The organism is Rhodoluna sp. (assembly GCF_044232805.1).
Lineage (GTDB): Bacteria > Actinomycetota > Actinomycetes > Actinomycetales > Microbacteriaceae > Rhodoluna.
The window spans coordinates 1-13,541 of the sequence record NZ_JBIILG010000029.1; the positions used below are offsets into that span (position 1 = coordinate 1).

The window sequence follows — 13,541 nt, forward strand, 5'->3', positions numbered from 1 at the left end:
GGTTGGCGCAAACCAAGTTCAGCTCTAATTCCAAGAGCTGGGATAGACTGAAACAACAAAGAAGCTACTCCAAGGAGATTTCAATGGAACAAACCCTTACCCACGGCGTAAAGCTCACCGATACTGCGAAAAGCAAGGTTAGAAGCCTCATAAGCGCAGAAGGGCGAGATGATCTTCGCCTGAGAGTTTCAGTTCAGCCTGGTGGTTGCTCTGGATTGATCTATCAACTTTTCTTTGATGAGGTGCTAGAAGAGACCGATGCGATAGCAAAGTTTGACGATGTTGAGGTTGTTGTCGACAAAATGAGCGTTCCTTATCTTGAAGGTGCATCGATTGATTTTGAGGACACCATCCAAAAGCAAGGCTTCACGATTGACAACCCAAACGCAGCTGGTTCATGCGCTTGTGGCGATTCTTTCAACTAACTAATGATTGCCTAAACCTCCAATACCCCAAGTGTTTATTGGTGTTTTGGCGCGGATTCGGAAGTCACTGACTTAGACTTAAGCAACAAGCTATACACAGCCAAAGGACTAGTTTTAATTGAAGAATCGTTCAAAATGGTTAGCAATTCCAGCAGCCACGGGCCTAGTTCTTCTATTAAGTGGTTGCACCGCTGAATTTGCGCGGGGATGGCTGCCTGGCGTGCCAGGGGTAACAAATCACACGGACCGAATTGTAGGGCTTTGGACTACCGCCTGGATCATTCTCTGGCTGGTGGGAGTAATAGCTTGGGCTCTAATGGGCTGGGCCATCCTGGTTTATCGTCGCCGCAAGGGCGAGACGGGCATACCAGCGCAGCTTCGCTACAACAACCCAATCGAAGTTCTTTTTACAGTGATTCCATTGGTTCTGGTCATTGGGTTCTTTGCCTTCACGGCCAGAGACATAGCCGCAATCGAACAACCCACGGAGAACCCAGACGTCGTGATCCAGGTTATTGGAAAGCAATGGAGCTGGGACTTCAACTACGTTGACGCCAATGTTTACGAATCTGGAATTCAAGCGCAGTTCGATGGGCAAGCTGGGGTTCCTGAAACATTGCCAGCTCTTTACCTCCCGGTTGGAAAAACTATCCAAATAGATCTTTCTTCGCGAGACGTTATTCACTCGTTCTGGGTGATTGATTTCCTATACAAAAAAGATATGTTCCCTGGAAAAACAAACCACATGTATGTAACTCCTCAAGTTGAAGGTACATATGTAGGTAGATGTGCCGAGCTGTGCGGTGAGTACCACTCGATGATGCTCTTCCAGGTAAAAGTAGTTTCCCAAGCTGAGTACGACAGTTATCTTTCTAGCTTGGCAGCCAAGGGACAAACCGGCCAGCTTGACACTTCACTCGGTAGAAACCAAAATCTTCCTGGTGACGACCCTGAAAATAGAGATTAGAGGAAAAGGCGAATGGCAACTTTAACCGACAGTCGCACCAGCGGGGGATACCAATTCCCAGGCAAAAAGTCCAAGGGTGAAATAATTGTCGATTGGATAACCACAACTGATCACAAGAAAATCGGCTACCTCTATCTAATTACTTCCTTCATCTACTTCCTCATTGCTGGAGTTATGGCTCTGCTAATTCGAGCTCAGTTGACGCTTCCAGGGCTAGACATCGTGCAGACCAAAGAGCAGTACAACCAGCTCTTTACCATGCACGGAACCATCATGCTTTTGATGTTTGCAACCCCGCTGTTCGCTGGCTTCGCTAACGTGCTTATGCCCGTCCAAATTGGCGCACCAGATGTTGCCTTTCCTAGGCTAAACGCAATCGCTTTCTGGTTCTTCTTCTTCGGAAGCCTGGTCGCTGTATCTGGATTCTTTACCCCACAAGGTGCAGCATCGTTTGGGTGGTTTGCCTATGCGCCATTATCCAATGCGACGTTCTCACCGGGACTAGGTGGAGACCTCTGGGTATTCGGCCTAGCTTTGAGCGGTTTTGGAACGATCATGGGTGGAGTGAACTTCATCACAACCATTTTGACCATGCGTGCTCCGGGAATGACCATGTTCCGCATGCCAATCTTCACTTGGAACACCTTGGTTACTTCGATCTTGGTAATCATGGCCTTCCCACCTCTAGCAGCGGCGTTGTTTGCTCTTGGAGCAGATCGAAGGTTTGGCGCACATATCTTTGATCCCGTAAATGGTGGCCCAATGCTGTGGCAGCATTTGTTCTGGTTCTTTGGACACCCTGAGGTTTACATCATCGCGTTGCCATTTTTTGGAATCGTTTCCGAGATTTTCCCGGTCTTTAGTCGAAAGCCAGTATTTGGTTACAAGACACTGATTTTTGCAACGATTGCAATAGCCGCCTTGTCGATGACTGTTTGGGCCCACCACATGTACGTAACCGGTTCTGTACTGCTTCCGTTCTTCGCTTTCACGACGATGCTGATTGCGGTTCCGACTGGTGTAAAGATATTCAACTGGATTGGGACTATGTGGCGAGGGTCAATTACGTTTGAAACTCCAATGCTTTACAGCCTTGGCTTTCTAACCACATTTATCTTTGGTGGTTTGACCGGAGTTATTCTCGCTTCACCTCCGCTAACTTTCCACTTGTCGGATAGCTACTTCGTTGTTGCTCACTTTCACTACGTGGTGTTTGGAACAGTGGTGTTCGCTATGTTTGCAGGATTCTTCTTCTGGTGGCCAAAGTTCACCGGCAAGATGCTGGACGAGCGCCTTGGAAAGATCCAGTTCTGGATTCTGTTCTTTGGTTTCCATATCACCTTCCTAGTGCAGCACTGGCTTGGTGTTATTGGTATGCCAAGAAGGTATGCAACTTACCTTCCAGAGGATGGCTTCACCTGGATGAACATGGTTTCCACGGGCGGGTCTGTGCTGTTAGCACTCTCGATGATTCCGTTCTTGTGGAACCTATACGTCACCGCTCGTAGGGCACCTACCGTTACCCTGGATGACCCATGGGGCTATGGAAGAAGCCTTGAGTGGGCCACAGCAAGCCCATTCCCTCGTCACAACTTCCACTCAATTCCAAGAATTAGATCAGAATCGCCTGCTTTCGATCTGCATCATCCGGAACACGCATCTGCTGAAGCGAAGGCTGCAGCTAGCGAAGAAAGGAAGTAGGGAAATGAAGGCCAATGTGAGCATGTGGTCGATCATGACCGCTTTCTTTGCGTTGATAACGGGCGTTTACGCAGTCTGGTGGTCTCTTACCTACGGGGGTTGGGAGCCAATTGGGACAGCAGCCCTCGGAATGCTCACGTTGATGAGCACATTTATTACCTTCTACCTTTGGAAAACAGATAGAACTCAGGGGTTTGTTCCAGAAGATCGCCCAGATGCGAATATCGAAGACGGGGAGTCCGAGCTGGGCTTCTTCTCGCCCTGGAGCTGGTGGCCGATATTTGTTGGAGCTGCTTCAGCTCTTGCTTTTGCGTCGTTGGCCGTGGGTTGGTGGCTGACCTTTATAGCGGTGCCATTGGCGTTGATTGGTGTTGTTGGTTTCGTTTTCGAACATAACCGCGGACATTTTGCACACTAGTGGCTGCAGATAAGAAAATCTCCTCAGGAGGACCCTGGGAAGAATCAATCGGGTATTCCAGGGCGGTTGTAGCGGGCCCTTACATTCACGTTTCCGGTTCAACCGCGACAGTTGATGGTGTGCTGCAGCATGAGGGAGACGCCTATGGACAAGCTAAGGTCGCATTCCAAGTTATCGAGAAAGCTCTTTTGTCCGGAGGACACAGCCTCCAAGATGTTGTCAGAACCAGAATGTATCTAGCAAACGCTGAAGACATGGACGCCGTAGGCCGTGTTCACGGGGAGCTTTTTTCAGCAATTAGACCAGCTGCGACAATGCTTGCTGGAATCAAATTTATCAACGAGGCAATGTTGGTTGAGATCGAAGTCGATTCATACAGACCCTGATAATGAAATAACCCCAGCTAATGCCCGGGGTTATTCTATTTAGCTATTTTGAGAGCTGCTCTTGCTTTGTTGCCTCGAGAGCAGGCGAATGATCATGGGCCTGCGCCTCATTCAATTCAGCCTGGGAAACCGGAGAGATCCGATCCTCGAAGTAGATTCTAGATAGAGCAGATCGGATTCGGGTGCCAACCGTGATCTTGCCCTTTTCATTGGGCCTAACAATTGTTGGCCTGTAGTCCTTGAAGTCAACTAGTTTGTACATTTCAAATTTATCCAACGGCTCGTGCACCTCGATGTATTCACCGTGTGGCAGACGGACGATGCGTCCTGTTTCTCTACCGTGTAGGACAATCTCTCTGTCCTTACGCTGCAAGGACAAACAGGTTCTCTTAGTAACGATGTAGGCAAAGATCGGTCCAACAATCAGCATGACTTGCATAGAAACCAGAACCTGGTTCAGGGAAACCTGGAAGAAGGTAGCGATCAAGTCTGTCGAAGCTGCTGCCCAGAGCACACCGTAGAAAGTTACTCCGGCAGCACCGATAGCTGTGCGGGTAGGTGCGTTTCTTGGCCGGTCTAGAACGTGGTGCTCACGCTTGTCAGCAGTAACCCAGGCTTCGATGAACGGATAGACCGCAACCAACCCTAGGAAGACAAGGCTTCCTACCAGTGGAATCAGAACACCAAACGGGTAAGTATGGCCCAAGAAAGAAATGTCTAATCCAGTTGGCGCTAAACGCAGGGCGCCATCTAGCCAACCGATGTACCAGTCAGGCTGGGTTCCTGCGGAAACGGGGGAGGGGTCATATGGACCGTAGTTCCAAATCGGGTTGATTGTGAAAGTTGCAGAAATCAACATCACAACCGCAAACACGATGAAGAAGAATCCACCAGCCTTAGCTACGTATACCGGCATCAACGGATAGCCAACGACGTTCTCGTCAGTTCTACCTGGGCCGGAGTAGTGGGTGTGTTTATGAATGACCACCATGAAAAGGTGAATGGCAATAAATATAAGAATAAGCGCAGGGACCAAAAGGATGTGAAGACCATAGAGTCTGGCGACAATTTCAGTTCCTGGGAACTCGCCACCAAACAACCCGGCTGAAATACTGGTTCCAATAACCGGGATTCCCTTGATCATTCCATCGATAATGCGAAGACCGTTTCCAGACAAAAGGTCGTCTGGAAGTGAGTAGCCAGTGAATCCGGCTGCCATACCCAAGATGAAGAGCATGAAACCAACCAACCAGTTAATTTCGCGTGGCTTGCGAAATGCTCCGGTGAAGAAAACTCTAAGCATGTGAAGCCCCGCAGCGGCAACGAACAACAAGGCCGACCAATGGTGGACCTGACGCATCAGCATTCCGCCTCGGATTTCAAACGAGATGTCAAGCGAAGAAGCGTAGGCAATAGAAACTTGGGCGCCCTTTAGTGGCACGTAGGAGCCATCGTAGATAACCTCAGTCATCGCTGGTTGGTAGAAGAAAGTTAGAAAGGTTCCTGAGATAAGCAAAATGACAAAGCTGTAAAGAGCTACCTCACCGAGCATGAAGGACCAGTGGTCGGGGAAGACCTTCCGTCCAAAGTTTTTTAAGATACTTCCAACACCCAGACGCTCGTCAAGGTAGTTTGCGGTTGAGGCTAGTGCGCCTTCTGGTTTCTTTTCACTAACTGCAGTTGTCATTTTCTAACGCTCCCAAAAGCTAGGGCCGACTGGTTCTAGGAAATCGCTTTGTGCGATTAGGTAACCTTCTGCATCAACCGTAATTGGAAGTTGCGGAAGTGATCGAGATGCTGGACCGAATACCACCTTGCAGTGTTCAGTGACATCGAATGTTGACTGATGACATGGGCATAGCAAGTGATGTGTGTGCTGCTCGTAAAGAGCAACCGGGCAGCCAACATGTGTGCAAATCTTTGAATAAGCAACGATGCCATCGTATGACCAACTCTTCTTGGCTTCATCTTCCTTTAGATCTTCCTGGTTCAAACGAACAAGCAAAACAGCAGCCTTGGCTTTTTCTTCAAGCTTGTGCTCGTGCATCTCGGCAAGACCTTCTGGAATCACGTGGAATACAGAGCCCAAGGTTACATCGGAAGCCTTAATTGGAATCCCAGTTGGGTCCTTAGTTAGCCTGGTGCCCTTCTTCCACATTGTGTGTCTCAGGCTGTCACCGACAACGGGACCCAAATCACCAAACACTATTAGTGCTGGGAGGGGGAACAAAGCAAGAGCTCCGTACATCGTTCTGCGAATTAGCTTCCTGCGAGAAAAACCAGATTCTTGATCGGCTAGCTTCACAATCTCAACCGCCGCGGCACGGACATCTTCGCTACCACGAGTTTGGTGACGCGCTTCAGAAACTTCGAAGTCAGGCATCAAGGTTTTCGCCCAGTGCACCGCTCCAATTCCGATTCCAAGAAGTGACAGTGTCATGCCAAGACCTAGCCACAAGTTGTTGGCGCGGACGGTTGCAAGGTCTTCTGTAATTGGGAATGCAACGTAGGCCCATAACGCAAAGAAGCTTCCAACTACTGATAGCAAAAACAGAACCGCTACCTGGCGCTCGGCGTTTTTGGCATGTTTGGGGGACTTGTCAGTCATTCGAACCCGGTGAGGTGCAAGACCTGGATCGCTTATCTTGGTCTCGGAAATTACCGCAAGACCCGATTCGAATTCATGCTCGAAGCCTTCAGCTTCTTTGCTTTTTTCTAAGTCCTTGCCAGCCAACTAAGTTCTCCCTCTAATTCGATTTCGCTGCGAGCCAGACGGTAATCGCAATGATTCCACCGAGGCCAAAGATCCAGACGAATAATCCCTCTGCAACCGGACCCAGGCTTGCAAGCGCGTACCCACCAGCAGATTCGTTCTCATCCATATAAGCGAGATAGGTGATGATGTCTTGCTTGTCTGTTGGAGTCAAGTTGGAATCGTTGAACACGGGCATACTCTGCGGTCCGGTAACCATCGCTTCGTAGACGTGCTTGGCGGAAACTCCCTTTAGCACTGGCGCGTACTTACCTTCGGTTAGCGCACCTCCAGCTCCTACGGCGTTGTGACACATCGCGCAGTTGATCCTAAATAGCTCTCCACCGTGAGCTGCGTCACCGGTTGCCTCAAGATACTGATCTTCTGGAATCGCAGGACCAGGAGCTAACGATGCAACATAAGCTGCCATCAGCCCAATCTGCTCTTCTGTGAACTGAACAGTCTTTTTTGGAAGCTGAGGACCAGATCCCTGTCCTGGCATTCGACCAGACCCAACTTGGAAGTCAACTGATGCTGCGCCAACACCAATAAGACTTGGGCCAGCTTTTGTCCCTTCAGAGTTTAGGCCGTGGCAACTGGCGCAGTTGGAAAGGAAAAGTTTTTTACCTTCAGCAATTTGATCAGCGGTGTAAGCGGTTGCGATGTTTGACTCAACAACACTGGTTGCGACAGCGAATCCACCTCCAGAAAATAGCAATCCTGCAGCGATTACGATAATCGCTGCTAGGGGAGAGCGGCGTGACCCGTTAATTCTTTTTCTGAGTGACATCAATTGCTTTCTTTATTTCAAAACGTAAATGATAAGAAAAAGTCCGATCCAAACGACATCAACAAAGTGCCAGTAGTAAGACACCACTATTGCGCTGGTTGCTTCCAGGTGACCAAACTTTTTGGCGGCATATGTTTTTGCAATCACCAGCAAAAAGGCGATCAAGCCTCCTGTTACGTGTAGTGCGTGGAAACCGGTCGTGATGTAGAAGGCGCTGCCATAAGAGTTTGAGCTCAGAGAGATTCCCTCGGAAACCAAAGTTGCGTACTCCAAGACCTGACCAGCAACGAAGATTGCACCCAGGAAATAGCTGAGGAAGAACCACTCAACTAGACCCCACTTGACCGGTGACAGGCCAGTAGCTCTTGGCTGGAGTCGCTCAGCGGCAAAAACTCCGAACTGAGCGGTAAATGACGAGGCAACCAGAATCAAGGTGTTGATGAGGGCGAAGGTGACATCAAGAATTTGGGTGTCATTTGCCCAAATAGCTGGGGAATTGGCCCTAAGGCTGAAGTACATCGCGAATAAACCCGCGAAAAACATGACCTCGCTACCCAGCCAAACGATGGTTCCAACCGAGGTCGCGCTGGGGCGATTGATCACGATTGGGGCATTTTGGGTCATTTGTGCGGAAGTCATACCAATATGATAACCCGAGAAATCAGGCATGCAGGGCAATAAGGAGCCTTATGTCTAGCGTTTCGGTAATAAGCTGACTTGATGCCAGCGCGAACAACTTGGAACGCAATACTCGATGATTTGCTCGCAAAGCGTGACCTAACTCGCGGACAAAGCTCTTGGGCGCTATCCGAGATTATGACTGGGACCGCCCCTGAAGCTGAAGTTTCGAGTTTCCTTCTTTCACTAAGAAGCAAGGGTGAAACTGTTGAAGAACTCGCGGGTTTAGTAGACACCATGCTGGCGAATTCACTGAAGTTAGACACCGGTAACGATGCTGTTGACATTGTCGGAACCGGTGGTGACATGATCGGGACAGTGAACATTTCCACGATGGCCTCGATCCTTGCTTCTGCTGCTGGTGTTCCAGTCCTTAAGCACGGGTCTAGATCGGCCTCTGGCAAAACCGGATCTTCCGAGATGCTGGCGGAGCTCGGTATAAAACTCGATCTAGCGCCTGATGAGGTGGCACGAGTTTTCAGTGAGACCGGAATAACCTTCTTTTTTGCGATAGTTTTTCACCCCGCAATGAAGCACGCGGCTCCGATTCGTAAGAAATTGGGAGTTCCAACAACCTTCAACTTCTTAGGCCCTCTAGCAAACCCTGCTCAACCCCTGGCAACGTCTTTAGGGGTCGCAAACGAGCAAATTGCCCCACTTCTGGCCCAAGAACTGGCCCAAAGGGGCCGATATGGCCTTGTTTCGAGGGGAAATGATGGTTTAGATGAACTAACAACAACGACAAGTAGCCAAATATGGGAAGTGTCACCCAATTTGGTGACCAAATGGGAGCTAGATCCGAGCAAATTGGGCATAAATAGAACAAGTCTTGAGCAGCTTATTGGTGGCGATGCCGCCTACAACGCTCAAATTGCCAGGGATCTGTTTGCCGGGACGACCTCAGGAAACCTTGGTGCGGTTCGAGACATCGTGATTTTGAACGCTGCGGGGGGAGTGGTGGCCTACCGGGCCGCAAAGGACCCAGAGCTTGTTGGCTCAGAGCTGGCAACTCGTTTTGAATCCGCCATTCAACTTGTCACAGTTGCTCTAGAGTCCGGCAATGCACATCAAAAGCTCGAGCAATGGGTGGAATCGTCAAAGTAAGAGAACCCGTGGGGATAGGGCTCAATGGCTTGTTTCCGCTAGTTGACATAATGTACATTATCGGCCCAGGGTATCTATCCAACCCAGCTCGCCCTTCGAGAAAGCAACCGAATTGTGCCGCTCGCCCATAAACGGCAACTAAAACTAGCCCTTTGGGATCTTGAAGGCCTTTAGAGAGATCTGGACCAGGTAACCGATGGTAAGAGCAAATAATAATGTTCCTTCGCGAACCTGACCACCCATAAGCCATCCAATTGTCAACACAGAGCCCTCAAAAGCCGTCCTGACGAGCCAAAATGGCTTGTCTAGAGCATTTGCCGTCCCCTGCATTAGACCGTCTCTGGGGCCAGATCCGAGCCTTGAGCTGATGTATAGACCGGTGGCTATTGCCACGACTACTACCCCCAGCATGAAAACAGCAAGCTGTTGCCAGTAGGCAGTCAGATCAGGAAGGATCATGAGCCAGAAATCGGCAAAAAGTCCTACCAAAAGAGCATTTGCGACGGTTGCAAAGCCAGGTTTTACCTTTAGCGGAATCCAACAAATAAGGACAAGTATGCTCACCGCTACGGTTGCAACGCCAAAACTCAACCCAGTCTGGATGGATATACCCTGAGCTAGAACGTCCCAAGGGGCGATTCCAATGCCAGCATGGACCGTGAGGGCTACTCCTAGCCCGTAAACAAACAATCCAGCGAATAGTGTAACCAGCCTTAGAGGCAAGCTACGGTTGGTTTCATGGAGCACCTATGAACACTACTGGCTATCTGGGTGTAATTCCGGACTCTAGACCACGCATTTTTGCCCACCGTGGACTTGTTTTCCAGGGTGAAAGGCAAGTTGTTGATGAGAACACGATCAACTCTTTTGAGCTCGCTTTAGCAGCCGGTGCTGACTATTTAGAAACTGACCTGCAACTAACCGAAGACGGTGTTGCAGTGCTGTTTCATGATTCTGATCTTTCCCGCCTGGTTGGTGCCAAACAGTCAGTTTCATCTCTGACTCTAAGTGAACTCAAGCAAATCAGACTCCCCTTTGGCGGAACTATTCCAACCTTGCAAGAAGCCCTAGAGAAATTTCCCACGGCCAAATTCAATCTTGATTTCAAAACCCGAAGCACTGAGTCCCCCGGTATGGCGGTTATCAAGGCCAATGGAGCTTATGAGCGGGTATTGGTTTCTAGCTTCAGCGAGGCTTCGAGAGTTCGAGCCTTATCTCACTCCCCTGTTCCGATCACATCTTCCGCAGGTAGCTCAAAGGTTCTTGCCAGCTACATGCTGGCGCGACTGAATATGACCAAACAACTCGCACATTCCCTGGCTGATGTGCAGGCTCTGCAGATCCCGACGAGAATGTACGGAATCGATTTCACCCACCCCCGTTTTGTTGAAGCTGTGCTGAACCAGGACAAGGAGATTCACTACTGGACCATAAACGATCCGGCCGAAATGATTAGCCTTTTCGCTCTCGGAGCTCATGGAATTGTTACCGACCGATGTGATATCGCGACCAAGGTCTTTAGCTGAGACTTTGCTGTTAAAGCCTTAGTGTCGGGATGATTCTGGCTTCTGATTATGTTGTCCCCCTCAGCGCGAAAACTGCGCAAACAAGGAGAACAAATTGGCTCAGCAGACTATGCGCGGTATCAGGCTCGGAACTCAATCACTTGAGTCAGAAGTAGGGGTTAGCTACTCCCCCAGGACCAAGTACCAATTTCTTTGCCCAAACGGGCACTCTTCTGAAATTGTCTTTGCTCAAGATGCCGAGATGCCAGAGACCTGGCAGTGCAAATCCTGCTCAGAGTTTGGCACTTTGCTAAAGGACGGAAAACCCATCACCTTGAGTATCAAAGAAATCAAGACACCCAAGACACACTGGGACATGCTCCTAGAGCGCAGATCGAAAATTGAATTGGAAGTTATCTTGAAAGAGCGACTTTCTTACATCAAGGCTCGTAGGAAAGCCGGCAAGGCCGACATTTAGCCAAAAAGGCGTCTAATACCCCAGAGCTGAATCTTTACCAGTGCCTCAAAAACGACTCCGAGTGTCATCTTTGATCTACCCTCTGCGCGCTCGACAAATGTGATTGGAACTTCTTTGACGACACCAGTTTTGGACGCTCTAAAGGCAAGCTCAACCTGAAATGAATAGCCCTGTGACGACACAGGAGTAGAAATCAATTTTTGTAGAAAGCTCGCTCGATACGCGCGAAATCCTGAAGTCATGTCAAGAATATCTGTTCCCAGCATCAGCCTGGCATACACATTTCCGTACTTAGACAAAAGTACTCTGGCAATTGGCCAGTTCTGCACACTTCCTCCGGAGATCCAGCGAGAACCGATAACTAAATCGGCGTCTGTTGTTGCCAACAGAATTTTTTGGAGATCAGAGGCTTGATGCGAGCCATCTGCGTCCATCTCAACCACAACTTCATAACTATTTGCGAATGCATAGCTAAAGCCGTCGATGTAAGCAGGACCTAAGCCTTGCTTGGCAGGCCTATGAAGAACGGAAACTCTTGCGTGTCTAATTCCCAGAGAATCGGAAATTGCTGCGGTTCCATCTTTTGAGTTATCGTCGACGACCAACACATCAACTCCTGCTATCTCGGTTAGCAATCCTTCAACAGTCGAAGCGAGTGACTGTGCCTCGTTGTAGGTGGGTATCACAACGAGGGTTTTCAAACTGTCTTTCCTCGACGCTTTATCAGCCCGGCAATTGCTGCCACCAAGAGGCCAAGAGCAATGATGTTTAAGGTGATGTCAAAATAGGGCGATATTGCCATGGCTGGAGTTATCGACGTCCTAAGGGGTACTTTCTCAACCATTATTCCTGGTTCAAAATTTGGAAGCTCACTGACAACATCGCCATTTGGCAAGAAAATTCTTGAAACCCCTACCGTGGAGATATTTACCACAGTTCGTCCGGTTTCTATAGCCCGCAATCTGGCAAGGGCAGCCTGCTGGAATGTTTCGTCGCTTCTCCCAAAGTCTGCGTTATTGGTTTGCGAGAGAATGATCTGCGCTCCCCCAGCCACCAATTCTCTTCCGATGTCATCGATTGCAACCTCAAAGCAAATAAGCACACCGAGCTTTTTTCCATCCAATTCGAAAATGCCATCTCTTGTTCCAAAGGCATAATCACGTGAGACCAGGCCAATCAGGTCCGGTGCAAGCAGGTTCCAGAAATGCCTGTCCGGCACATACTCCGCAAATGGCACAGGGCGCTTTTTGTCGTACTGGTCAATCTGAGAACCCTCCACGTCGTAGTAAAGAGAGCTGTTGAAGAATACTTCCTCGGACTCCGTAATGGCCCCAAGAATTATCGGAACTTCATAGGTTGAAACCAATGCTTCAATCTGAGCAAGCGCCAGAGGATTCTGCTGCGGGTTAAGATCAGACGCATTCTCGGGCCAGACAATAAAATCAACCTGATCTTTAAGTGGATGGCTATCCAGGAGCGCTGTTGCCTCTACATGATTTCTTAGGAATGTACCTCGCTCCGCATTAGCGAATAATCCCGCATTCGCATTGCCTTGGACTGCGGCAACGGTCAGCTCTCCAGATTCGGCGCTGGTAGGGATGATAAACAGCCAAGCTGTGGCGATGGCAAGAAGACTTGCGGCAAGTCCCAGATAGTTTCTCTTTAGTGCTCTAAACCCGGTCTCTAGGGCCTGCAGCGTCACTACCGTCATAAACACCGAGACGAAGGTAAGCCCGGAAATGCCGACGAAAAACACTAATTGGGAAAGAAAGCTCTCTGAGAGTGCCTGCGCCACGCGAGCCCACGGAAAGCCGCCGTATGGCAAATTTATCGCAGTCCATTCCCTGGCAGTCCACATGGATGCAATCGAAAGTGCAATCAAAGTGTTTCGATAAAAGCTCTGCTTGAGCGTATCCACCCAGCTCCAAACAATTGCCAGAGCACCTGATCCGGCCGCAAAAATGAGAGCTCCCATTACTGAAAGAGCGATCCACGGCACTGGCCCCAGATAAAGAGAAAGCCATTCGACTTGGCTCAAGTAAAAAGCTAGGCCTGCGAGGAATCCGATTCCAGTAGCAGCCCAGAAACGAAGGCCCCGTAATGAAGCAAGAATCATTGCAACCGAAACAAAGATTAGGGGCCAGATGTCATCTCGAGGCATTGCAAGTGAAGAAACTAAACCTCCGACTACAGCTGTTGGAAGTCTCCAGACCACACCGCTGAACCGTTGCCAAATTCTCATGGTTCTAGCCTATGCATAGTAAGAGTAGGCAACGATCCCACGTCTTACCTTGTCGATTGCATCCTTGGCGTTTGCTGAAAGCGGCCCTGTGCCCG

15 protein-coding genes are annotated in these 13,541 nt (G+C 49.4%); 8 read left to right on the plus strand and 7 right to left on the minus strand.

Annotation, left to right across the window (positions count from 1 at the left end):
- The first annotated feature begins 83 nt into the window (after positions 1-83).
- The 5 genes from erpA to AC9UES_RS04845 all read left to right on the plus strand — a co-directional run bounded on the left by erpA (position 84) and on the right by AC9UES_RS04845 (position 3,897).
- The gene (gene erpA, locus AC9UES_RS04825) at positions 84-425 is read left to right on the plus strand and encodes an iron-sulfur cluster insertion protein ErpA (RefSeq protein WP_509527162.1); all 342 of its coding nucleotides are present in this window, start codon (positions 84-86) and stop codon (positions 423-425) included.
- 118 nt (positions 426-543) lie between these two features.
- Entirely contained in the window at positions 544-1,392 is an 849-nt protein-coding gene (gene ctaC, locus AC9UES_RS04830; RefSeq protein ID WP_509527164.1) for an aa3-type cytochrome oxidase subunit II, read from the plus strand.
- 12 nt (positions 1,393-1,404) lie between these two features.
- Positions 1,405-3,093 (plus strand): aa3-type cytochrome oxidase subunit I, encoded by a 1,689-nt coding sequence (gene ctaD / locus AC9UES_RS04835; RefSeq protein ID WP_509527166.1) that lies wholly within the window; start codon positions 1,405-1,407, stop codon positions 3,091-3,093.
- Positions 3,094-3,097: 4 nt separating this feature from the next.
- Entirely contained in the window at positions 3,098-3,511 is a 414-nt protein-coding gene (gene ctaF, locus AC9UES_RS04840) for an aa3-type cytochrome oxidase subunit IV (RefSeq protein ID WP_509527168.1), read from the plus strand.
- Positions 3,511-3,897 (plus strand): RidA family protein, encoded by a 387-nt coding sequence (locus AC9UES_RS04845; protein ID WP_509527170.1) that lies wholly within the window; start codon positions 3,511-3,513, stop codon positions 3,895-3,897. The genes ctaF and AC9UES_RS04845 overlap by 1 nt, the downstream gene beginning before the upstream one ends.
- Positions 3,898-3,940: 43 nt before the next feature.
- On the opposite strand, the gene qcrB is transcribed toward AC9UES_RS04845, so the two are convergent.
- From qcrB to ctaE, 4 genes are read right to left on the minus strand one after another with little or no spacing between them, the layout of a single operon-like run.
- Positions 3,941-5,584, minus strand: coding sequence for a cytochrome bc1 complex cytochrome b subunit (qcrB, locus tag AC9UES_RS04850; RefSeq protein WP_509527172.1), 1,644 nt, complete (start codon positions 5,582-5,584; stop codon positions 3,941-3,943).
- Positions 5,585-5,587: 3 nt separating this feature from the next.
- Positions 5,588-6,631: a cytochrome bc1 complex Rieske iron-sulfur subunit gene (qcrA, locus tag AC9UES_RS04855; protein WP_509527174.1), complete on the minus strand. Its 1,044-nt coding sequence runs from the start codon at positions 6,629-6,631 to the stop codon at positions 5,588-5,590.
- Between the two features lie 13 nt (positions 6,632-6,644).
- Positions 6,645-7,439: a cytochrome bc1 complex diheme cytochrome c subunit gene (gene qcrC, locus AC9UES_RS04860; RefSeq protein WP_509527176.1), complete on the minus strand. Its 795-nt coding sequence runs from the start codon at positions 7,437-7,439 to the stop codon at positions 6,645-6,647.
- Positions 7,440-7,451: 12 nt separating this feature from the next.
- On the minus strand, positions 7,452-8,078 hold the full coding sequence (gene ctaE, locus AC9UES_RS04865; protein ID WP_509527178.1) for an aa3-type cytochrome oxidase subunit III: 627 nt from the start codon (positions 8,076-8,078) through the stop codon (positions 7,452-7,454).
- 81 nt (positions 8,079-8,159) lie between these two features.
- On the opposite strand from ctaE, the gene trpD reads away from it, so the two are divergent.
- The gene (gene trpD / locus AC9UES_RS04870; protein ID WP_509527180.1) at positions 8,160-9,221 is read left to right on the plus strand and encodes an anthranilate phosphoribosyltransferase; all 1,062 of its coding nucleotides are present in this window, start codon (positions 8,160-8,162) and stop codon (positions 9,219-9,221) included.
- A 144-nt stretch (positions 9,222-9,365) separates the two neighbouring features.
- Here trpD and yczE read toward each other — a convergent pair whose 3' ends face one another.
- Entirely contained in the window at positions 9,366-9,968 is a 603-nt protein-coding gene (gene yczE / locus AC9UES_RS04875) for a membrane protein YczE (protein ID WP_509527182.1), read from the minus strand.
- 2 nt (positions 9,969-9,970) lie between these two features.
- Between yczE and AC9UES_RS04880 the strand changes: the two genes are divergently transcribed.
- Both AC9UES_RS04880 and AC9UES_RS04885 read left to right on the plus strand, forming a co-directional pair.
- A complete protein-coding gene (locus tag AC9UES_RS04880; RefSeq protein ID WP_509527184.1) occupies positions 9,971-10,747 on the plus strand; it encodes a glycerophosphodiester phosphodiesterase family protein in 777 nt (258 codons plus the stop codon).
- Between the two features lie 94 nt (positions 10,748-10,841).
- On the plus strand, positions 10,842-11,204 hold the full coding sequence (locus AC9UES_RS04885; RefSeq protein WP_509527186.1) for an RNA polymerase-binding protein RbpA: 363 nt from the start codon (positions 10,842-10,844) through the stop codon (positions 11,202-11,204).
- Here the strand turns inward: AC9UES_RS04885 and AC9UES_RS04890 are convergent.
- Together AC9UES_RS04890 and lnt are read right to left on the minus strand one after the other, a co-directional pair.
- Positions 11,201-11,905, minus strand: a complete 705-nt coding sequence (locus tag AC9UES_RS04890) for a polyprenol monophosphomannose synthase (protein WP_509527188.1) — start codon at positions 11,903-11,905, stop codon at positions 11,201-11,203. The genes AC9UES_RS04885 and AC9UES_RS04890 overlap by 4 nt on opposite strands.
- Entirely contained in the window at positions 11,902-13,446 is a 1,545-nt protein-coding gene (gene lnt, locus AC9UES_RS04895; protein ID WP_509527190.1) for an apolipoprotein N-acyltransferase, read from the minus strand. The genes AC9UES_RS04890 and lnt overlap by 4 nt, the downstream gene beginning before the upstream one ends.
- Positions 13,447-13,541 lie beyond the last annotated feature (95 nt).

Excerpts from the sequence above, each read along its gene's own strand:
- qcrB (WP_509527172.1), bottom strand. The coding sequence starts at position 5,584 with ATGACAACTGCAGTTAGTGAAAAGAAACCAGAAGGCGCACTAGCCTCA.
- ctaD (WP_509527166.1), top strand. The coding sequence starts at position 1,405 with ATGGCAACTTTAACCGACAGTCGCACCAGCGGGGGATACCAATTCCCA.
- lnt (WP_509527190.1), bottom strand. The coding sequence starts at position 13,446 with ATGAGAATTTGGCAACGGTTCAGCGGTGTGGTCTGGAGACTTCCAACA.
- trpD (WP_509527180.1), top strand. The coding sequence starts at position 8,160 with ATGCCAGCGCGAACAACTTGGAACGCAATACTCGATGATTTGCTCGCA.
- ctaE (WP_509527178.1), bottom strand. The coding sequence starts at position 8,078 with ATGACTTCCGCACAAATGACCCAAAATGCCCCAATCGTGATCAATCGC.
- AC9UES_RS04880 (WP_509527184.1), top strand. The coding sequence starts at position 9,971 with ATGAACACTACTGGCTATCTGGGTGTAATTCCGGACTCTAGACCACGC.
- erpA (WP_509527162.1), top strand. The coding sequence starts at position 84 with ATGGAACAAACCCTTACCCACGGCGTAAAGCTCACCGATACTGCGAAA.
- qcrC (WP_509527176.1), bottom strand. The coding sequence starts at position 7,439 with ATGTCACTCAGAAAAAGAATTAACGGGTCACGCCGCTCTCCCCTAGCA.
- ctaF (WP_509527168.1), top strand. The coding sequence starts at position 3,098 with ATGAAGGCCAATGTGAGCATGTGGTCGATCATGACCGCTTTCTTTGCG.